Origin of the sequence: Sorangium sp. So ce693 (assembly GCF_051521375.1) — a bacterium.
GTDB classification, from domain to species: Bacteria; Myxococcota_A; Polyangia; order Polyangiales; family Polyangiaceae; genus Sorangium; species Sorangium atrum.
Window position 1 is genome coordinate 7,939,663 of record NZ_CP150347.1, and the last position, 20,158, is coordinate 7,959,820.

The following is a 20,158-nucleotide window of genomic DNA, read 5'->3' on the forward strand; positions in this document are numbered from 1 at the left end:
GGCGATCACAGCGGCGCCTGCTCGCGCAGGCGCAGCCGGCGATACCGCACCCCAGCGCGCGCGAAAGGGCGCCGCGCCGGCGACCTGCGCCGAACGTCGAGCCACGCGTGGATCACCGTGATCCCCACGGCAGCACAGAACACGGGCCCCATCGCAAGCATCACCAGGAGCCGCAAAGTTTGCCGGATCGTGCGCTTGTTCATGTGGCCCAGCGTACACCACCCCCGCCAGGCCCCGCAGCGGATTGAATTGAAAAACTTCAACTCTGCTGCTGGAAAGACCCATGCTCAAGTTTATACGCGGAAAAATCTTGTATTGCTGGATCTTGCTCGTTTACAGCTGGGGGTGACCGACCTCGACCATCTGTCGACCCTTCTGCCGCGCGGCCAGCGGTCCGCGCCCGTGCGGCAGGGAGGCTCCCGGAGGCGCGCCTGAGCGGCCGACCTCCTTCGCAGCGGCGAGCGAACCGCGGTCACCCATCCCCTGGAGAAGCCTGAATGGCGCACGAACTATCCAAACGAGTCGCCCTTGTCACCGGCGCTTCCCGCGGCCTCGGGGCGGCCATCGCCCGCAAGCTCGCGGCCTCGGGCGCGCGGGTCGCGGTCAACTACTTCGGCAGCCGCGAGGAGGCGACCCGCGTGGTCGAGGGCATCCGCCTGGGCGGCGGCGAGGCCGAGGCGTTCCAGGCCGACGTGCGCGACGAGCAGGAGGTCGCCCGGCTCGTGGGCGAGGTGCAGGCCCGCCTCGGCCCCATCGAGGTGCTGGTGATCAACGCGACGGGCCCGCAGCCGTTCGTCAAGCTGGAGGACCTGACCTGGAAGCACTGCCTCGACCAGCTCGAGTTCTTCGTGAAGAGCCCGCTCCTCCTCGCGAAGGCGGTCGTCCCGGGGATGAAGGCGCGCCGGTCTGGGCGGATCATCAACATCGGGTCCGAGGTCTTCGAGCAGGGCGTCCCCGAGTTCTCGAGCTACGTCTCGGCGAAGGGCGCGCAGCTCGGCCTCACGCGCTCCTGGGCGATGGAGCTCGGCCCGCACGGGATCACCGTCAACCAGGTGTCCCCCGGCTGGGTCGTCGTCGAGCGCCACATCCAGGAGGGCGCGAGCGCCGAGGCCATCGAGTCCTACCGGGCGAGCAACCCGCTCCGGCGCATGGGCACGCCGGACGACATCGCCGAGGCCGTCACCTTCCTCGCGTCCGACGCCGCCGAGTTCATCACGGGCCAGAAGCTGTCCGTGAACGGCGGCAGGACCCTGGCCTGAGCGCCTCGAGGCGAGCCCGCACGACACGCACGCTCCGGCGCGGCGGCTCATGCCGGCGCCGAGTTCACCGGCGCTGTCCGTCGACGCGGCACACCGCTGCGAATTTGACACTTCCCGGGCGGGGGCGCTGAAATCGCGGCATGCCCGGCACACTGCAAGAGCTCCTCGAGGTGTGTCCGCCCGAGGTCTTCTCGCTCATCGTGAGCTACCTCGACGTGACCAGCCTGAGCAGCCTGCAGCGCGCCCTCCCGCGCCTGAGGAGCCCACGCCAGGCCTACCAGGAGGACGCGGAGCGGATCTACAGGGCCGCCTTGCAGGACTTCGCGGTGTTGATGGGCAGGGCGCCGCGGGTCGTCTCGGGATCGCTCGGAGCCCCCCCGAGCCCTCGGTTCGAGTTCGAGCGGCTGCGCCTGTTGCACCAGGTCGTCCAGCTGACCCTCGCCGGCGTGAACCACGCGATCGGCGAGGAGGCCGAGCTCAACGTGATCACCGGAGAGGACCTGCTCTACACCGTCGGCCGCCTGTCGATGATGATCAACGAGCAGGACTTCCTCGCCAACGACACACGCGCGATCCCCCTCAACTGGGTGCCTCCGAATTTTCTCAAGGAGCGCACGCACCTCAGCTCGGCGAACATCGAGCATATCTCCCGGGGGCTCACGGCGACCGCCGAGGGGCAGCGGCGCCAGACGGCGCCATTCCGCAGCTACGTCTCCGACGCCAAGTTCCGAGTCTACCAGATCGTGCGCAGGTCGCTCCTGAAGAACCTGGGAGGGACCTTGCCGATCGCGTGGACCCCAGCGGATATGCTGGTGCTCGACCTCGTCCTCCGGATGACCCGTCTCATGGGGGCCAGAGACGCCACCCAGACGATCTTGAGTCTCGCCTCGACGAACAAGCGCTTCCTCGTCCTCGTCTCGCTCATGCCGCCGGACACGCTGCTCGAGGACGCCCCCCGCCGGGATGCCGTCATCAAGAGCTTCACCACCCTCGCGAAGGTCCTCGCCCGCAAGAAGAACCTGCTCGAGAACACGTGGGGCAGGAATTACACCCTCGATGACCTGGCGAAGGCCAAGCGCAACGCGCTCATCACGAACGTGCAGCAGATGGAGAAGGCGTTCGGCAAGACGCTCGACGGCATCGATCTCATGAAGGCCATGCAAAAGCCGGAGTTCCGCAACATGGCCCTCCCGTGGGGCAACGGCCGTCACGTCGGGATGGCGTACGCGGGCTCGGTGCGCCTCATCTTCTCGCAGGCGCTCTCGATCATGCACCGCATCGGCGACGACTCGAGCGCCGCGCTCGACCTGAGCTACGAGCGCATCGTCGACTACCTCGACCTCCTCCCCCCCGCGAGCGTGATCGAGGAGCTGTCGCGTGCGCTCCGCATCCCGGGCCAGGCGAGGAACCCGTTCTTCGGCGAGCTGGCGATCCTGCTCGTGGGCATCGAGGGGAGCCAGAACAACCTGACCGTCCTGCAGGCCCCCATGTGCCTGGACCTCGTCGCCAACCGCCACCTCACCTGGGCCCAGGTGCTCTTCCAGCGCCAGGACATCCCCTTCTTCGTCATGGGCGCCGACAAGCCCGAGAAGGGCCTCCGGCCGATGGTGCGCCACAGCCAGATGCTGAGCAATGGCACCCTCTCGAGCGCGGAACAAAACGAAGCGACGTACCCCAAGTTCCAGAGGTTCTTCCAGCGCGAGCTCGACCTCAACCTGCTCTTCTTCAAGGTCTTCTTCCCGCAGATCGCCGTCCACGAAGAGATGGACCAGCTCATCCTCTCGGCCCTCTGCACCGCGCACTACCTCCGCGGTAAGTTCAACGTGAGCGGGCGAGCCCAGCGGATGATCTTTCACAACCTCGCGCGCGTCCTCACCCAGATGGCCGGCGGCGGCTCCAAGGGCGACGGCAAGTCCACGGGCGAGAGCAGCTCGAAGAAGAAGCTCGACCAGCGCGGGGAGGAGTTCCGCCCGAGCCCCTCCGGCCAGGTGTACCCCGTCCACCTCGGCTTGGCGGACATGGCAAATAAGACCGTCAGCGCCGAGACCATGGCACAGTGGTACTCCGAGATCTCGACGGCGCAGCCCAGCCGCGCGCTGCTCGAGCGGCTCGACCGCGTGATTACCCACCTCGACTGGCAGGTCGCCGAGCAGGAGCCCGATCCGTACGAGCGCGCCGAGTTCGGGAGTCGCGTCCGTGAATATGCGGGGCGCTCGCGGGTGGCCTTCCACACCTGGCAGATGTTCAAGAAGTTCTGCGAGCTCCGCGACGCCCTCTCCCGGCGGGTGTCCTGACGGCTCGCCCCGCGACAGTGCAACGCGCCCGGGACAGCGGGTGGAACGAGCCCGCGAGGGGCGAGGCATCCAGGCGTGCTCCTCGAGCCCGCTCGAGGAGGGCGCGCGCGATGCGGCGCCGAAGTTCGGCCATCCGCGGCCGGGCTTCGGGCGGGAAGCGCTAGAGAAGCCCGCGATGGGCCAGGGAGAGCAGGTCCATCGACGTCGCGACGACGATGTGGATGGCGCAGCCTCCCCAGATGGAGTCGCTCTTCAGGCTCACCGTGCCGAGGATGAACCCGGCGAGCACCGAGCCGAGCGCCTCGGGCAGCGGCTTGCCGAAATGGATCATCGCGTAAGGCACCATCATGGCGAAGATCGAGGAGTAGCCGAGCGCGCGGCGGATCCCGTGGAGGAAGAAGCCGCGGTAGAAGAACTCGAGCGCCACGAACTGGGCCGCATAGAGCGCCTCCCACGCCCAGAGCCAGGGCCACGGGCCCTCGCCCGGCGCGAGTTTGTAATAGGGGTACTTGGCCTGGAAGGCCGGCGAGAGCGACGCGGCGAAGAGGAACGGGGCCATGACGGCGAAGAGGACGCCGTAGACGGGCAGGTGCCGCGCCGTCCCGCGGACGCGCAGGCCGAAGCTCCGGATCGGCGCCCGCAGCACGAGCTTCGCGACGACGAGGGTCGGTATCAGGTAACCGACGAGGCGGCCGAGCGCCCAGACGATCCGCTGGTGAAAGCGGCGATCCGGCGACGTGTTCAGCGCGTCGTGGAGCCTCGCCGCGGCGCCGTCGAGGCCCAGGGCGCGCAGGCCGTCGACCATCCAGCGCGTGTCGTTCTCGTTGCCAGCGAACCGGACGAAGAGGAGCGCCCCGATCACGGTGAGGAACACGCACACCATCCGGCGGGTGACCTCGCCCGCGGGCGTGGTGGCCCGGTGGTGCGCCGCCTCGGCGTCGAGCCGGTCGCGCAGGTCGATGACGTACTCCTGCCAGATCCGGCGGAAAAAGCGTCCGATCACGCGCCGTGCTTAACACCGCCGGCGCCCCCCGCACAACCGTGGGGCAGGCGCCGCTACTGCTGGCCGGTGGGATTGACGATGATCTCGACGCGCCGGTTGTTGGCCCGGCCCTCGGCGCTCGTGTTGTCCGCCACGGGGCGATCCGGCCCGTGGCCCACGGTCGCGATCTTGTCCCCGGGCAGCCCCGCCGTGATGAGGTGGGCCTTCACGGCGTCGGCGCGCTCCTGCGAGAGCTTGCGGTTCGCCTGCGCGGAGCCGGTCGAGTCGGTGTGCCCCTCGATCCTGATGGGCGGCGACCCCTGGTCCTTCAGCGTGGCCGCGACCTGGCTGAGCTTCTCCTTGGCGATCGGCAGGAGATCGGACTTGCCCGAGGCGAAGAGCACCGCGCCGGAGAGCGTGATGACCACGCCGCGCTTCTCCTCCTTCACCGCGGCGATCTCCTTGAGGCTCGCGAGCGCCGCGTTCGCGACGCGCTCGGCCTCCCGCCGCGCCGCCTCGGCCTCCTGGCGGCCCTTCTCGGCCGCGGTGCGCGCGCTCTCGGCCTGCTGCCGCGCGCTCTCGGCCTGCTGCTGCGCGGTCTCGGCCTGGGCGCGCGCGAACCGCTCCCGCTCGATCTGCTGCTGGCCGCTGTGCAGCGCGTCCCTCGCGCTGGCGAGCTGCTGCTGCGAGAGATCCTTGAAGGTGTCCTCGGCCGCGGCCTTGTCGCGCTGCGCCTGCAGCAGCGCCGCCGCCGCCTCGGCCTCCTGGGCCTTGCGGTCGGCGATGTACGCGAGATCGCGCGTCTGCGGGGCCTCGGGGTCCTCGCCGAACGCCCCCTCGGCGCGGGAGAGCGCCTGCTTCGCCGTGTCGAGCTGGGCGGGCGCGAGGCGCGAGGCGGCGCCTTCCGCCGCGCGCCTGTAGCTCGCGCGGGCGTCGACGAGCTCCTTCGGCGGGACGGCCGCGCCGCACCCGGACGCCGCGTAGAGCGCGGCGCACAGGGCGAGAGACCGGACAGGCCAGGACGGGTTCTTCACCAGAGAAGCCATCGCAATCACCTCTCGCTTCACTTGACCCCCGTCTGCTTCAGTTTCTCGACCTGCTTCAGCGCCTCCTGCGCCTCGGCCTGCGTGGAGCGCACCTTCGCGAGCGCCAGCGCGAGCTCGGCGTCGGCCTCGGCGCGCTGGAGGAGGCGCGTGGCAGCCCCGTTGTCCTCGGCCTGCATCTGCTGCTTGGCCTGCTCGAGCTGCTCGCGCGCGAGCTTCAGGTGGAGGGTGGCCTGGGGGTCGGACCCGGCGCCCATCTCGTCGGCCGCGCGGATGGCGGCCTGGGACGAGGCGAGCTGGTCGTTCGGCGGAGGCACGGTGCCGCCGCACGCGGCGAGCGCAAGACCGAGCACTGCAGCGAGCACCGCGGCCGGGCTCGCGAGGCGGCGTAGGGGTGGCTTGTTGTTCGGGCTTCGGTTCACCCGGCCGTTGTACAACACCCGAGGTCTCCGAGAAATCAGGAAACCCCTACTATTGCGAGCGATCTCGGCTGTCTGCCCCGGTCCGCCGCGCCAGGAGCGGCGCTACTCGACGCGCATCGAGCTCGCGCGGACGATGCGGATCCGCGCGTCACGCGCGTCGGGCTGGTTGACAGCGCGCGCGAACTCGGGCGCGGCCGGGGAGGCCACCTCGACGACGGACGCGGTGGAGCCGATGCGGATCGCGCCGATCTGCTGGCTCGAGACGCCGCCGCGGCGGCACACGAGGGCGAGCAGGCGCCGGGGGTCGGCGCCGTGGCGCTCGCCCCAGTTGACCTGGAAAGGCACGAAGGGGAGGCGCGGGGGCTGCTCCCCGTTGCCTTGACGAGCGGCGGGACGAGCGCGCGACGGGGCCTCGGACCAGGGCGGCGCAGAGGACCGGGCGCGCGACGGGGCCCCGGACCAGGGCGGCGCAGACGGCCGGGCGCGCGACGGGGCCCCGGACCAGGGCGGCGCAGACGGCCGGGCGCGCGACGGCGGCTCGGAGCGGGGCGCGACGGCGGTGACGGGCTGCGGAGCGCAGGGGCCGGTGTGCTTCGCCCGCGCGAGGAGGGCCGCGACGAGCTCGGTCGCGTCCATGTCCGCGAGCAGGCGGGCAGCGAGCTCCCTGTGCCGCGCCTCGGGCGCGGGGCCGGACGCCTCGCGCGGGCCGCGCACGTTCGCGTCGACCGCGATGGCATCGACCGCGGCCGCGTCGCCCGCGACCGCATCGCCCGCAGCCGCGCCCTCCAGGCGCACCGCGGCGAGCTCGGCGGCGAGCCGCTCGTCGGCGGCGCGGAGCACGTCGTCCGGCGACGGCGCCGGCCGGAACGTGGCCTCGACGCGAGCGCGCCGGAGCAGCCGCAGCGCGTGCTCTCGCGCGAACGGCGCGACGAGCAGCACGCTCGTCCCCTTGCGGCCCGCCCGGCCGGTGCGGCCGCTCCGGTGCGTGAAGATCTCGGGATCGCCCGGGGGATCGGCGTGGATGACGCGCCCGACCTCGGGGACGTCGATGCCGCGCGCGGCCACGTCGGTCGCGACGAGGGTCGTGATGGCGCCCGAGCGAAACGCGTCGAGCGTGCGCGTCCGCTCGCGCTGCTCGAGGTCGCCGCTCAGGGCGCGCGCGGGCAGGCCGAGCGCGGTGAGCTTGTCGGCGAGCTCGGCGGCGCCCTCGCGGGTGCGGACGAAGACGAGCGTGCGCTCGCCGGGCGCGAGCAGCAGCAGGTTCACGACCGCCGCGTCGCGCTCCGCCGGCAGCACGAGGTGGGCGACGTGGGCGATGTCGCCGTTCGCGGCGCCGGGGCGCGTGCCCTCGACGCTCACGGCGTCGCGCTGGAAGCGATCGGCGAGCGCGCGGACCTCGCGGGAAAAGGTGGCCGACACGAGGTGCGTCTGGCGAGCCTCGGGCATCTTGCCGACGATCGCCTCGAGGTCGTCGCGGAAGCCGAGGTCGAGCATCTGGTCCGCCTCGTCGAGCACGAGGGCGAGGACGCCGCGCGGATCGAGCGTCCCGCGCTCCAGGTGATCGAGCAGGCGGCCGGGCGTCCCGGCGATGACCAGGGGGTCGCGCCGCAGCGAGCGCGCCTCGTCGCCGAAGCTCGTGCCGCCGGTGACGCACGCGACGCGCGCGCCGAGGGGCGAGAGAAGCCAGCTGAGCTCGCCGGCGATCTGCGCAGCGAGCTCGCGCGTCGGCGCGATGATCACCGCGGCCGGAGCCGCCGCGGTGCGGGGCGCGCCGTCGGGCGCGGCCGCGCGCTCGGCGAGGGCGCGCGCGAGGCGGGGGGCGAGCGCGAGGCCGATGGCCACGGTCTTTCCGGAGCCGGTCTGCGACGAGACACGAAGGTCCCGCCCGGCGAGCTCAGGGGCGAGGACGGCCTGTTGGACGGGGGTGAGTGAGGTGAAGCCGCGGCGGGCGAGGGCGCCCGCGAGCGGCGCGGGCAAGGCGTCGAGCGATGAGGCTGGATTCATGAAAGCCGCGCAACCTAGCAGAAGCTGGACGGTTGTCGCGGCCAATCGCTCATCGGGCGTGGGGCGCGGCATGGCGCGGCGCGGCTGCGCGGCGCTCCGGGGGTGGCGGAAATCCCCCACCCTGCCGGGATGATGGAACCGCCAAGGCGCCATAAGACGCCATAAGACGCCGATATTATTATATTTTTTGGCGTCCTTGGCGTCCTTGGCGTCCTTGGCGGCTCAAAAGCCCCCACCTTCAGTCAACGTGCCCCCCCGCGCTCCGGATCACTGGGCGCTCGCCTTGGCCTTCTCGTCCAGCCAGGCCACCGTCCACGCGAGCGGGCTGTTCCAGTTGATGGTGATCTCGTTCGCCGACCACGCCTCGATGTCGTCGATGTAGCACTTCTGCGGGACGCACTTCGCGCGGCCCTCCGCCGCATCGAGCGCCTCTTTCGCCACCGGATCCTCCAGCCCGGAGTTCGGCCCACCGGAGACCGCGCCGGGCGGAGCGGACGGGAACGACGCGTCCAGCTGGTGCGCCCAGAAGCGATGATGCGGGTTCTCGAGCGGGTGCTCGCCGTAGCCGGAGACATAGGACTTGTCCATCGGGTTGCGGCCGAGGAGGTAATCCGCGCCCGACGCGACGCCGTCGAAGTACTTCTGCTCGCCGGTGAAGTCGTGGGCGAGCGCCAGGACCAGCATGTTGTTGAGCACGAAGGAGTTGGAGCCCCAGGGATACCCTTTCTCGTTCGCCTTGAAGGGCACCCGGTACCCCTCCGCCCCGAGGACCTCGAGGTACTTGTCGGCGATGGCGATCAGCTTGGTCCGGGCCGCCTCACGCTCCGCTGCGGCATGCTGGGCCTCGACCACCGCGAGCGAGATGGCGCCCAGCCCGTCGACCTGTCCCCACGTCATGGCGCTGAAGGTGCCGTCCGCGCCGGCGAGCTCCTCGCTGTAGGGCGACGCCGCGAGCTCGGCCTGGTACGCGGCGTCCTTCGTGGTGAGGAAGAGCTCGGCGGCCGCCCAGTAGAACTCGTCGCTCAGCTCGGCGTCTCCGTAGCCGCCGCCGCCCACGACCTTGCTCTCGTCCGGGACGACCTTCGGGTTCGCCTTCGCCGCGGTCCACGCCCGCGTCGCGGCCTCGAGGCACTCGGCCGAGAACCCGGGATCGAGCTCGCGCCAGATGCGCGCGGCCTGGGCCGCGGTGGCAGCCAGGTTGAGCGTCGCCGCCGTGCTGACCGGGCGCAGGAAGCGCGGCTGCGGATCCTCGTGCGGCGGCATCGGCAGGCCGGTCCACTCCAGGTCGTGGATCTTGTGGTGCACCATGCCCGCATGGGTCTGGCCCTCCGGCACCTGCATCGCGAGCATGAACTCGATCTCCCACCGGGCCTCGTCGAGGAGGTCGGGGATCTGGTTCGCGTTCTCGGGGATCTTCAGCTTGCCGTCGCCGAAGTCGTCCGCCGTCGACCCGAGCGCGACGAAGCGCTCGTACTGGTTCAGCAACGTCCAGGCGGAGATACCGCCGTTGACCACGTACTTGCCGTGATCGCCGGCGTCGTACCACCCGCCGGTGACGTCGAGCGTGTACGTGCAGCCGATATCCGCGCCGCACGGGGCCTCGTCCGGCAGGTGCCCCGCCGGGCGCGCGTGGTCGGGGCCGACGTACTGCTCCAGGATCTCGATGCCTGAACGGTTGTGATAGAAGTACGCGAGCGCGTCGTACTTCATCTGAGAGTAGATGGTCGGGCCCACGTCGAACGGGTGGCTCGACACCTCCCCGACACGGAGGGTGTACCCCTCGCCGGGGGCGGTAAAGCCGCTGAAGTCGATGGTGTGCACGTGCTCGCCGGAGCTCGCGTCGTCGCCCACCACCCGGGTCGCGCCGCTGGCGACCACCGTGCCGCCGGCGTCGACGAGCTCCCACGCATGCGGCTTGTCGGCCGCGGCGACGACCGTGGCGACCTTGGCGGCGGCCGGCAGGTACCCGACCTGGTTGACGCGGATCAGCTCGGTGCCCGACGGCGGCACCGTCTCGACCGGCGCCTCGCCGCCCGCGCCGCCCGCGCCGCCCGCGCCGCCCGCGCCGCCCGCGCCGCCCGCACCGCCGGCACCGCCGGCACCACCCGCGCCACCCGCACCGCCCGCGCCGCCCGACGCCTCCGCACCGCCCGCGCCGTCCGAGGGGCTGTCGTCGCCGCAGCCAACAGCGGTGAGGCCGCCCGCGAGCGCCAGAAGAAGAGACCCTCCCAACCAAAGCCAAGAACGCTCCCGACGAGCCGACTTCGCAGCCGAAAGACAAAGCATGATGTGTATCTCCAGGTAAAGTTGAAGCCGCGCGACCACACGCCGCGCACGGAATCTTACAACGCCGCCACCATCAAGGAAGTGGATGTCGGTGTCAAGCGCTATTGTGGGCTCCGGGCGCGGGAGCGGCGGCGCGCCGTCGTCAGTAGTGCCAGGGATAACGCGTGAAGTCCGGGCGGCGCTTCTCCAGGAAGGCGTCTCGGCCCTCCTTCGCCTCCTCCGTGCCGTAGGCGAGCCGCGTCGCCTCGCCGGCGAAGAGCTGCTGTCCGACGAGCCCCTCGTCAGGCAGGTTGAAGCCGTACTTCAGCATCCGCATCGCGGTCGGGCTCTTCGAGTTGATGATCGCGCCCCACCGCAGCGCCTCCTCCTCGAGCTCCGCGTGAGGGACGACGGCGTTGACCATGCCCATCGCCGCCGCCTGCTCCGCCGTGTAATCGAGCCCGAGAAAGAAGATCTCCCGCGCCTTCTTCTGCCCGACCTGCCGCGCGAGCAGCGCCGAGCCATACCCGCTGTCGAAGCTCGCGACGTCCGGGTCCGTCTGCTTGAACATCGCGTGCTCGCGGCTCGCCAGCGTCATGTCGCAGACCACGTGGAGGCTGTGGCCGCCGCCCGCCGCCCAGCCGGGCACCACCGCGATGACGACCTTGGGCATGAACCGGATGAGCCGCTGCACCTCCAGGATGTGGAGCCGGCCGAGCCGCGCCGGGTCGGCCTGCCCCGCGCTCTCACCCTCGTATTTGTAACCGTCCTTCCCGCGGATACGCTGATCGCCGCCGGAGCAGAACGCCCAGCCGCCGTCCTTCGGAGAGGGCCCGTTGCCGGTGATCAGCACACAACCCACGTCCGAGGTCGTACGCGCGTGCTCGAGCGCGGTGTACAGCTCATCGACGGTGCGGGGACGAAACGCGTTGCGGACCTCGGGACGGTTGAACGCGATGCGGACGGTGCCCTGGTCCACGGCGCGGTGGTAGGTGAGATCCTCGAACGAGAACCCATCGACCTCGCGCCAGCGCGCCGGGTTGAAAATCGCAGAGACGGTCATGGTCCACTCCTTTGGGGCGCGGACCGTACTCGCCTCATCGTGGGCTGGCAACCTCGGCGACATGACAGTGGCGACCTCCGAGCGCGCGCGGTTCGCCAGGCCCGGGCGTCCCTTCTGGCGCGGCCGGCCCAGCACGCCCGCTAACGAGCCTCCCGATACCCTTGACACATAAGCCGTTCTCGTGGACAAGCAGGCTTCGACGCGCGGTGAGGTCGACGTCGCGCCGCTTGGGCATTGCGCGTGCGCGCTCTGGCCAGGCGGCGCGCGAGGCGCTCGCCGGCGTTCGGACAGGAGAATCGCTGATGGCGGGCGGCCTCGACGACGGGCGCGCATCAGCCTGCCCGCGAGGGGGGACGACATGGGCTTGAGCTACGAACGACTTTTCCAGGTCTCGTCAGGACTCCTGGCCACCGCGGACGCGCGCGGTTACTTCCATGATCTGAGCTCTGCGTGGGAGCAGACCCTCGGCTGGTCCCTCGACGAGCTCAGGGCCAGGCCCTACATCGAGCTCGTCCACCCCGACGACCGCGAGGCCACGCTCGCCGAGGCCGCCGCCCTCTTCCAGGGTCGCGCGAACGGCCGGTTCGACAATCGTTATGTGTGCAAGGACGGCTCGTACCGGTGGCTCGGCTGGACCGCCCGAGTGGACATGGACGGAGCGCCCTCCGAACGCCTCATGGTCGCCACGGCGCTCGACCTGACGAGCGACCGGGAGCGGACGGAGCAGCTGACGCAGGCGGCGGAGCTGACCACGGTCTACGAGAAGCTGTTCCGGGTGTCCGTGGGCCTGCTCGTGACCCTGGACGCAGAGGGGTACTTCCGGCACGCCAACCCGGCCTGGGAGCGCACCCTCGGCTGGTCCCCCTCGGACATGATCTCGAAGCCGTTCATCGAGTTCGTCCATCCCGACGACCGCGAGGCCACGCTCGCCGAGGCCGCCGCGCTCTTCCAGGGCCACACGACCATCAAGTTCGACAACCGGTACGCGTGCAAGGACGGCTCCTACAGGTGGCTCGCGTGGACCGCGCACCTGGACGCGGCCGAGGAGCCGTCGCGCCGCCTCGTCTACGGCACCGCCCACGACGTCACGCCTTACAGGGAGCTGCTCGACAAGCTCGAGCGGACGCTCGCGCGGCTCCGCGACACGATGCAGGCGATGTCGACGCCGCTCATCCCGATCACCGATCGCATCATGGTCATGCCCCTCGTCGGCCAGATGGACTCGGAGCGGATCGATCAGGTGATGTCGGCCGCGCTCGCTGGAGTCCAGTCCACCCAGGCTCAGGTGGTCATCCTCGACGTGACGGGGCTCAAGGAAATCGACACGCGGGTCGCCGCCGGGCTCGTCGACACCGCGAGGGCGCTGCAGCTGCTCGGCGCACGGACGATCCTGACCGGCATCCGGCCAGCGGTGGCGCAGACGCTCGTCGGGCTCTCGCTCGACCTGGCGGGCCTCGTGACGAAGAGCACCCTCCAGAGCGCCATCGCCTTTGCGCTGCAGAGCGACCAGGGCGCGCCGCGGGCCCTCGCCCGATAAGAGCGTCGGAAACGTGCCGGCGCCAGGCGGCGGAGCAGCCGACCGCGCTGGGCGGATGCGCGCGCCGGGGCGGCTGGTGTATAAGGCCGCGTGGCGTGTGTTCGTGTCCGTGGAGGTCGCATGTCGCTCGGCCGAGGTTCGGTCGCAGGAGCCTGCTGCGCAGCCATCGTGTTGCTCGCCGCCGTGTCGGCCTGCTCGACCAGGGTGCGGAGGTTCGGAGACGGCGACGTCGGAGGCGGCGGGAGCGGCTCGGCGTCGAGCGCCGCCGGCGGCTCGGCCGCGAGCACCGGCGAGGGCGGCTCGGCCGGGAGCGCCGATGGCGGCGCCTCGGCGTCGAGCGGCGGGGGCGGGTGCGAGCCCGGCCGCCAGGAGGCCTGTTACGAAGGGGCGCCGGCCACGTTGAACCGCGGACCCTGCCGCGCCGGCATGAAGATCTGCGACGACGAAGGGAACGGGTTCGGCCCGTGCGCCGGAGAGGTGCTGCCCGCCGCCGAGCGCTGCGACACCGCCGAGGATGAGGACTGCGACGGCGCGGTCAACGCGGGGTGCGCCTACGCCCGGTGCGCCGACGTCCCCCGCGGCCTGCCGAGCGGCGTGTACACCCTCGATCTGGACGGGGCCGGGAGAGATCCGGAGTTCCCCGTGGTGTGCGATCTGGAGACGGCCGGTGGAGGGTGGGCGCTCGTCTACAACAGCGTTGGTTCGGCGGAGGGAACGACGCTGGCGTTCTGGGACATCCCGTACGCCGAGCGGCTCGGGACCAAGGGCGAGCCGGCGCTCACGCGGAACTTCTACAGGGGCTCTCTCTACCTCGTCGGCCGGGAGTACCGCGATGAGATCGAGGACATCGAGGGCACCGTCGCGGAGGTCCTGCGCGCGACCGCCGAAGGCATCGACACGACGACCATGAAGTTCCTCCACCCCCTGCACCGCTCCGGGGACGCCGACGTCTTCTTCTCCCATTTCCTCTCGGGGTGGTCGTCGCCCGACCACGACGGTGACACGGCCCCGGACAATAACTGCGCGGTCGAATCCCTGAACGTCACGCAGCACTACGCGCAGTGCTGGGACTACAACCTCGGCGCGGACGGGGACGCACCGTTCGACGACGGCGGCTGGGGTCCCCACCTCGGCACGCACGTCGCGGACCAGGTCGGCCTCGCGAACGACGATACGCGGTATACCCGCGTGCGGCGAATCTCGCGCTGGACACGGTGGTGAGCCGGGGCCTCAGGCGTACCTCCGCGCGCACCTCCGCGCGTACCTCCGCGGATTTTGTGACAATTTCCGGGAGGCTCGGGTATGCTCGCCCGGCCATGCGCTTCTATGCACTGACTTTGCTGACGCTCTTCGCGAGCCTCTGCCTGGCGAGCTGCTGGAACAGCGGCGCCTGCGTGGAGGGAGACGCGTGCGAGTGCTCCAATGGGGATGAGTGTTACCTCGGCTGCGACGGTGACAATTGCGACCAGCGCTGCTTCCAGATGGATCGCTGCGGCGCCGTCTGCGAGCACGGGTGCTCGTTCGAGTGCTTCGATGTCGACGAGTGCTCGGCCTCCTGCGGGGACGACTGCGACCTCAACTGCCATAACACGGCGGCGTGCGGGGCCATCTGCGATCGCGACTGCCGGTACGAGTGCCACGACACGAGCCGGTGCGGCGTCGTCGTCGGCTCGCGCAGCGTCGTGACCTGCCGGAACGTGGCGACCTGCGAGGTCGAGTGCCGGGGCTCATGCGAGGTGTTCTGCGACAACGTGGGCGGCGAGTGCCGCGTCACCTGCCCCGGCGGCGATGCTGCGGTCATGTGCCCGAACGGCTCGCGCTCGTGCGGCGGATGCTGAGGAGACCGAGACCGATGCAGAGAGCGATGACATCGCAGCTTCGCGCGCCGCGCCTCCTGGCCGCCGCGCTCTCGTTCGTGGCGCTGACGATCGGGTGGGCCGAGGTCGGCGAGGCGCAGATGACGATCAAGCGCCCCGGCGATCGCCCCGATTACAAGGTCGAGCTGGAGCCGCACCTCCTCCTCACGCCGTTCGAGCCGCTCGGCGGCCCTGGCGCCGGGAACGGCCTCGGCGCCGGGTTCCGCGCCACCATCGACATCGCGCCCGACGGCTTCATCAAGCGCCTCAACGATTCGGTCGGGATCGGCTTTGGCCTCGACGGCATCCACTATGGAGGGGACGCGGACTACCGCGGCGTCTGCACCCGCTTCGAGAACGGGCCCGCGGGCACGCGGATCTGCACCGAGGTCGACCGGTACGGTGCGCCTTCGAACTACGTGTTCGGCTCGGTCGTGATGCAGTGGAACTTCTGGCTTCACCGGAAGTGGTCGGTCTTCGGCGAGCCGGGGCTGTCGCTGTACCTCGGCGACGTGGGCCGCGACGGGGTCTTCGGGGTCTCACCGGCCCTGTTCGTCGGCGGGCGCTTCCACTTCACGGAGAACGTGACGCTCACGATGCGGCTCGGATACCCGGCGTTCTCGCTGGGCGTCTCGTTCCTCCTGTGAATTTCGCGCGCTCGCGGACGCCCGCGTCGTGCGCCCCCGCGCCCCTCCCGCTCGTGGAGCGCCCACGCACCGCTTCCCCGCGACGCCGGCCGACCTGATATCCTGCGCCGCATGCCGGAGACGCCGCGATCCGAAGAGACGCTCGGCTCGGCCTTGGTCGAGGACCTCACGGTCCCGAGGCTCGGCGCGCCGGCCGCGCAGCCCATGGAGGAGCTCTCGAGCTCGGCGCTCACAGAGGACATCGAGGCGATCGAGACGGCGGTGGCCGGGGGCGCGGGCGGCGACCCGCTGATCGGGAGCCTGATCTCGGGGCGCTACCGCGTCCACGAGCTCATCGGCGAGGGCGGGATGGGCGCCGTCTACCGGGGCGAGCAGGTGCACCTCCGCAAGCAGGTCGCGATCAAGCTGCTCCGGCCCCTCGCCCGGCGGATGCCGGAGCTCGTGGTGCGGTTCGAGCGCGAGGCCGTCGCGGGAGCGCACATCCGGCACCCGAACGTCGTCGCCGCGATCGACTTCGGTCAGCTGGACGACGCGTCGTTCTTCCTCGTCCTCGAGTACGTCGAGGGGACGCCGCTCAAGGAGGCGATCGCGGGGGGACGGCTCCCGCCCGCGCGGGCGCTCCGCATCGCGCGCCAGATCGCGTCGGCGCTCGCGGCGACGCACGAGAAGGGCATCGTCCACCGGGACGTGAAGCCCCAGAACGTCCTGCTCGACGCGCACGATCAGGTCAGGCTCATCGATTTCGGGCTCGCGAAGGTGAACGTCGATCTCCTGTCCAGCCAGAGCCGCAAGACGGCGGCGCCGACCCCCGCCCTGACCAGCGCCGGCGAGGTCTTCGGCACGCTCGCGTACCTCGCGCCGGAGGCGCTGCGCGGGATGGACGCGGTGGACGCGCGCGCGGATCTGTATGCGCTCGGGCTCATGCTCTACGAGATGCTCACCGGACAGCACCCGTTCGGCACGAAGAACGTGGTGGAGCGGCTCAAGCAGCAGGGGCCGGAAGGTCCGCCGGCCCTCCGCGCGCGCGCTCCGGATCTGGAGGTGCCCTACGAGGTCGAGCAGGCCGTGATGCGGCTCATGGAGCAGGATCCGTCGTTCCGTTTCCAGACCGCGGCCGACGCCATCGCGGCGCTCGATGAGGGGCTCGCGGCGATCACGCGCGCCGCGGCGCCGGCAGGGGGCGGGATCGCCGCGGCTGGCCAGGCCCCGTCGGGCGGGGCCATCGCGGCGGGCGGATCCGCCGCGGGCGCCACCACCGCGGCGGGCCCGAGCGCCGCGGCTGGCCAGGCCACCGCGGGCGGGGCCACCGCGGCGGGCGGGGCCGCCGAGCAGGCTGCGAACGCGGCGCCCAGGGCTCAGGCGCCGTCTGCCTGGCCGGGGCCCCGGGCGACCTTGCTCGCGCGCGCACACCGCCGGCCCGCGGCCTCGGCGGGCTGGGTGCCCCTCGCGGCGGCGCTCTCGGCCGTGGCGGCGCTCGCGATCGGCGTCGCGCTCTGGCTCGTCGTCCGGCGGCCCGAGGCGACCACGGCGGCGTCCGCCGTCGCCTCCGTCGAGCCCCCGCCGGCGCCGGCAGCGCCGCCCCCTTCCGCCTCGGCGAGCGCGGCGCCCGAGGACGACGCCCGCAGCGCCCCGAGCCCGCGCGCGCAGCTCAGCCGGGCGGTGGCGACCAGGAACTGGGTGCTCGGGGCGCGGGCGCTGCTGGCCCTCGCGGAGGCCGATCCGGAGCTCGCCCTGAGCAGGGGCCTGCGCGAAGAGGTGCTCTCCACCGTGGCGGGCATCGGGTTCGAGGAGGACAACCCGGCGGCGGACGAGGTCTTCGACCTGCTCACGAACCGGCTCGGCAGCGGCGGGCTGGACGTGCTGCTCGACCTCGTGCGCGCGCGCGGCGGCACCAAGGCGGCCCGGCGCGCCAGCGAGATCCTGGCCCGGCCCGACGTGATGGCGCGCGCGACCCCCGCGCTCCGCGTCATCTTCGCGTTCCGCAAGGCCAGCTGCGGCGGCAAGCGGGCGCTCTTCGGCCGCGCCGCGGCCGAGGGGGACGAGCGCATGCTCTTCGAGCTCCAGGTGCTGCACGGCGCGCGGTGCAGGCGGAGCGATCCGTGCTGCTTCCGCGACGACAAGGCGATCGCCGACGCCATCCAGCAGCTGAAGACGCGCCTCGGGACGTGACCGGCGCGCGCGGCGCGCCTCCTTTCCGCCGGGCCCGCCGCGGAGGCGCCGCTCAGAGCAGGCCGCAGCCGTTGTAGAGCGGCAGGAGATCGCTGTCGCGCACGTAGCTCTGGATCGTCTCGGAGTAGCTCTGGACGCGCGGCCCCAGCAGCGGGCCCAGGACCGCCCCGAGCAGCGGGAGCGGGTAGCAGGTCTGGTTGCCAGCGGCGTCCTTCCGGCAGGTCAGATCGCAGAGACCGAGGAAGGCGATACCGCACGTCGGCACGTGGCCACAGAGCCGCTCGAGCGAGAGGAGGCCGAGATCGAGCGGGCAGCTCAGCGAGAGCGCCGAGAGCTCCCCCGTGAGATCGGGATCGATGCAGGCATACCCGGCGATGGTCCCAGAAAGGAACGCGTTGCCGTACATCGTGGCGTCGTGGACGACGAACTCCGAGTAGGGCTCTTCGTCCAGGGAGCAATCGAGGGCCGGGTGGTTGCCCTGCAGCAAGATCTCCACATGCTCGCCGGTGCCGTTCAGGTGCTGAAAGATGCACGCCGAGACCCAGCGCTGCTCCGAGGGGAGGAGAGCACGCGTCGTCCATCCCGGCGCGAACCCGAAGGAGCCGTAGAACCTACGGCCGTCCGGAGCGTAGACGACCTGGTCCGAAGACAGCGCGCAGCGAACGGTGTAGTCGAGCACGCTCCTGCCGCCGGAGGTGCCGAGCAGCGCCGTCGGGACCACGACCTTGTTGGCGTCGGCGAGCGGAGCCCGGCCGAGCGTCTGGAACGCCGTGCGGTTCGCCGGCGCCCAGAAGTCGCTGGGCAGCAGGCCGTTACATCCGATGGGCACCGCAGTGCGCCGTATTGGCAGCTCCGCTGTCTCGACGGGGTCGGCGTCCGACGGGGCGTCGGGGTCGGTGTCCGGCGGGGCGGCGCATCCCGCCGTGAACACACCGGCACCAAGGAGACCAACTGCGATGAAACGGATCGATGACATTCGGCTCTCCTCCGAGGTGGTCGCGCAGCCAGGCACAGGGCCAGATCAGACATCGACCAGCAATATCGCGCTTTCTTGAATCGGCAATCTCCCACCCTCAAGAAAGGCGCGCAATGCTGAAAATCGGCACACGGTGGTTGTATGAAACTGCGGGCTTACCCGAGCACGACACGGGATGAACCCTATCGCAACAGGCTCGCATCAGTCCGGCACGGGTGGACGAACGTCCGGAGCCCGCGACGTCTCCGCCAACGCGCGCTCTAGCTCGACGAAGCGGGACAACCATAGGGGGCTCTCCCCGCGGTGCTCCCGCGCGCTCGCGAGGGCCTCCTCCGCCGCACGCCGAGCTCCAGGTGCTGCACGGCGCGCGGTGCAGGCGGAGCGATCCCTGCTGCTTCCGCGACGACAAGGCGATCGCCGACGCCATCCAGCAGCTGAAGACGCGCCTCGGGACGTGGCCGGCGCGCGCGGCGCGCCTCCTTTCCGCCGGGCCCCGCCACAGAGGCGCTGCCCTCAGAGCAGGCCGCAGCCGGGGTAGAGCGGCAGGAGATCCCTGTCGCGCAGTTCGGTCCGGATCGTCTCCGAGTAGCTCGGCCCGAGCAGCGAACCCAGCAGGGGCCCGAGCAGCGGGAGCGTGCGGCACGTCTGATCCCCATCGGCGTCCTCCAGGCAGGTCAGATCGCAGAGCCCGAGGAAGGCGATACCGCACGTCGGCACGTGGCCGCAGAGCCGCTCCCGCGCGAGGAGGCTGAGATCGAGCGGGCAGCTCAGCGAGAGCGCCGAGAGCTCCCCGGCGAGATCGGGATCGATGCAGGCATACCCGGCGATGGCCGAAGCAACGAACGCGTTGCCGTACATCGTGGCGTCGTGGACGACGAACTCCGTGAAGGGCTCCTCGTCCGGGGAGGACTCGAGGGCCGTGTGACTGCCCTTCAGCAAGATCTCCACATGCTCGCCGGAGCCGTTCAGGTGCTGGAAGATGCACGCCGAGACCCAGCGCTGCTCCGACGGGGTGAGACCACGCTCCGTCCACTCCGGCGCGAACCCCAAGGTGCCGTGGAACGGAGAGCCGTCCGGACCGTAGACGACCTGTTCAGAGGACAGCGCGCAGCGCACGGTGTAGTCGAGCACGCTCTTTCCACCGGAGGTGCCGAGCAGCGCCGTCGGGACCACGACGTCGTTGGCGCCGGCGAGCGCAGCCTGACCGAGCGCCTGGAACGCCGTGCGGTTCGCCGGCGCCCAGAAGTCGCTGGGGAGCAGGCCGTTACATCCGATGGGCACCGCATTGCGCCGTATTGGCAGCTCCGCCGTCTCGACGGGCTCGGTGTCCGACGGAGCGTCAGGGTCGGTGTCCGACGGGGCGACGCACCCCGCCGTGAACAAACCGGCGCCAAGCAGACCAGCCGCAATGAAACGGATCGATGACATCCAGCTCTCCTCCGAGAAAGGCGCGCTGCCACGCACGGGGCCGTGCTCCGATACCGACCAGCGATCTCGCTCTTCCTTAAATTAACAGTCTTTCATTTTCCAGGAAGATGCGCAATAGTGAAAAGCAGCATACGGAGGTTTGTCGCCCGTATCCGGGCTCGCCGGAATATCGAGCGGAACGCGCCTTATCGAGTCAGGATCAAGCCAGGCTCG

At 71.0% G+C, this 20,158-nt stretch carries 16 protein-coding genes; 7 read left to right on the forward strand and 9 right to left on the reverse strand.

Annotation, left to right across the window (positions count from 1 at the left end; all coding sequences use genetic code 11):
* Positions 1 to 5: 5 nt before the first annotated feature.
* Positions 6 to 203, reverse strand: coding sequence for a hypothetical protein (locus WMF14_RS29490; protein ID WP_272094238.1), 198 nt, complete (start codon positions 201 to 203; stop codon positions 6 to 8).
* 294 nt (positions 204 to 497) lie between these two features.
* On the opposite strand from WMF14_RS29490, the gene WMF14_RS29495 reads away from it, so the two are divergent.
* Together WMF14_RS29495 and WMF14_RS29500 are read left to right on the forward strand one after the other, a co-directional pair.
* A complete protein-coding gene (locus WMF14_RS29495; protein WP_437791384.1) occupies positions 498 to 1,259 on the forward strand; it encodes an SDR family oxidoreductase in 762 nt (253 codons plus the stop codon).
* Positions 1,260 to 1,399: 140 nt separating this feature from the next.
* Entirely contained in the window at positions 1,400 to 3,553 is a 2,154-nt protein-coding gene (locus WMF14_RS29500) for a hypothetical protein (RefSeq protein ID WP_437791387.1), read from the forward strand.
* A 160-nt stretch (positions 3,554 to 3,713) separates the two neighbouring features.
* Here the strand turns inward: WMF14_RS29500 and WMF14_RS29505 are convergent, their stop codons facing one another.
* From WMF14_RS29505 to WMF14_RS29530, 6 genes are all read right to left on the reverse strand, one after another.
* A complete protein-coding gene (locus tag WMF14_RS29505; protein WP_437791390.1) occupies positions 3,714 to 4,556 on the reverse strand; it encodes a CPBP family glutamic-type intramembrane protease in 843 nt (280 codons plus the stop codon).
* Positions 4,557 to 4,609: 53 nt separating this feature from the next.
* On the reverse strand, positions 4,610 to 5,581 hold the full coding sequence (locus WMF14_RS29510) for an OmpA family protein (RefSeq protein ID WP_437791393.1): 972 nt from the start codon (positions 5,579 to 5,581) through the stop codon (positions 4,610 to 4,612).
* A gap of 17 nt (positions 5,582 to 5,598) precedes the next feature.
* Positions 5,599 to 6,000 (reverse strand): DUF4398 domain-containing protein, encoded by a 402-nt coding sequence (locus WMF14_RS29515; RefSeq protein WP_272094243.1) that lies wholly within the window; start codon positions 5,998 to 6,000, stop codon positions 5,599 to 5,601.
* A 102-nt stretch (positions 6,001 to 6,102) separates the two neighbouring features.
* Complete coding sequence (locus WMF14_RS29520) at positions 6,103 to 8,004, reverse strand: DEAD/DEAH box helicase (protein ID WP_437791396.1); 1,902 nt, start codon at positions 8,002 to 8,004, stop codon at positions 6,103 to 6,105.
* 267 nt (positions 8,005 to 8,271) lie between these two features.
* Positions 8,272 to 10,236, reverse strand: a complete 1,965-nt coding sequence (locus WMF14_RS29525) for a glycoside hydrolase family 9 protein (protein ID WP_437791398.1) — start codon at positions 10,234 to 10,236, stop codon at positions 8,272 to 8,274.
* A 196-nt stretch (positions 10,237 to 10,432) separates the two neighbouring features.
* On the reverse strand, positions 10,433 to 11,332 hold the full coding sequence (locus WMF14_RS29530; protein ID WP_012237941.1) for a 1,4-dihydroxy-2-naphthoyl-CoA synthase: 900 nt from the start codon (positions 11,330 to 11,332) through the stop codon (positions 10,433 to 10,435).
* A gap of 358 nt (positions 11,333 to 11,690) precedes the next feature.
* On the opposite strand from WMF14_RS29530, the gene WMF14_RS29535 reads away from it, so the two are divergent.
* The 5 genes from WMF14_RS29535 to WMF14_RS29555 all read left to right on the forward strand — a co-directional run bounded on the left by WMF14_RS29535 (position 11,691) and on the right by WMF14_RS29555 (position 17,541).
* Positions 11,691 to 12,869: a PAS domain-containing protein gene (locus tag WMF14_RS29535; RefSeq protein ID WP_437791401.1), complete on the forward strand. Its 1,179-nt coding sequence runs from the start codon at positions 11,691 to 11,693 to the stop codon at positions 12,867 to 12,869.
* 120 nt (positions 12,870 to 12,989) lie between these two features.
* Complete coding sequence (locus WMF14_RS29540) at positions 12,990 to 14,090, forward strand: fibrinogen-like YCDxxxxGGGW domain-containing protein (protein WP_437791404.1); 1,101 nt, start codon at positions 12,990 to 12,992, stop codon at positions 14,088 to 14,090.
* A 95-nt stretch (positions 14,091 to 14,185) separates the two neighbouring features.
* Entirely contained in the window at positions 14,186 to 14,707 is a 522-nt protein-coding gene (locus WMF14_RS29545; RefSeq protein ID WP_272094248.1) for a hypothetical protein, read from the forward strand.
* Between the two features lie 26 nt (positions 14,708 to 14,733).
* A complete protein-coding gene (locus tag WMF14_RS29550) occupies positions 14,734 to 15,372 on the forward strand; it encodes a hypothetical protein (protein WP_437323339.1) in 639 nt (212 codons plus the stop codon).
* Positions 15,373 to 15,483: 111 nt separating this feature from the next.
* Positions 15,484 to 17,541, forward strand: a complete 2,058-nt coding sequence (locus WMF14_RS29555; protein ID WP_437791408.1) for a protein kinase domain-containing protein — start codon at positions 15,484 to 15,486, stop codon at positions 17,539 to 17,541.
* Between the two features lie 52 nt (positions 17,542 to 17,593).
* On the opposite strand, the gene WMF14_RS29560 is transcribed toward WMF14_RS29555, so the two are convergent.
* Both WMF14_RS29560 and WMF14_RS29565 read right to left on the reverse strand, forming a co-directional pair.
* The gene (locus tag WMF14_RS29560; protein WP_437791411.1) at positions 17,594 to 18,517 is read right to left on the reverse strand and encodes a hypothetical protein; all 924 of its coding nucleotides are present in this window, start codon (positions 18,515 to 18,517) and stop codon (positions 17,594 to 17,596) included.
* Positions 18,518 to 19,030: 513 nt separating this feature from the next.
* Positions 19,031 to 19,945, reverse strand: a complete 915-nt coding sequence (locus WMF14_RS29565; RefSeq protein ID WP_437791414.1) for a hypothetical protein — start codon at positions 19,943 to 19,945, stop codon at positions 19,031 to 19,033.
* Positions 19,946 to 20,158: the final 213 nt, after the last annotated feature.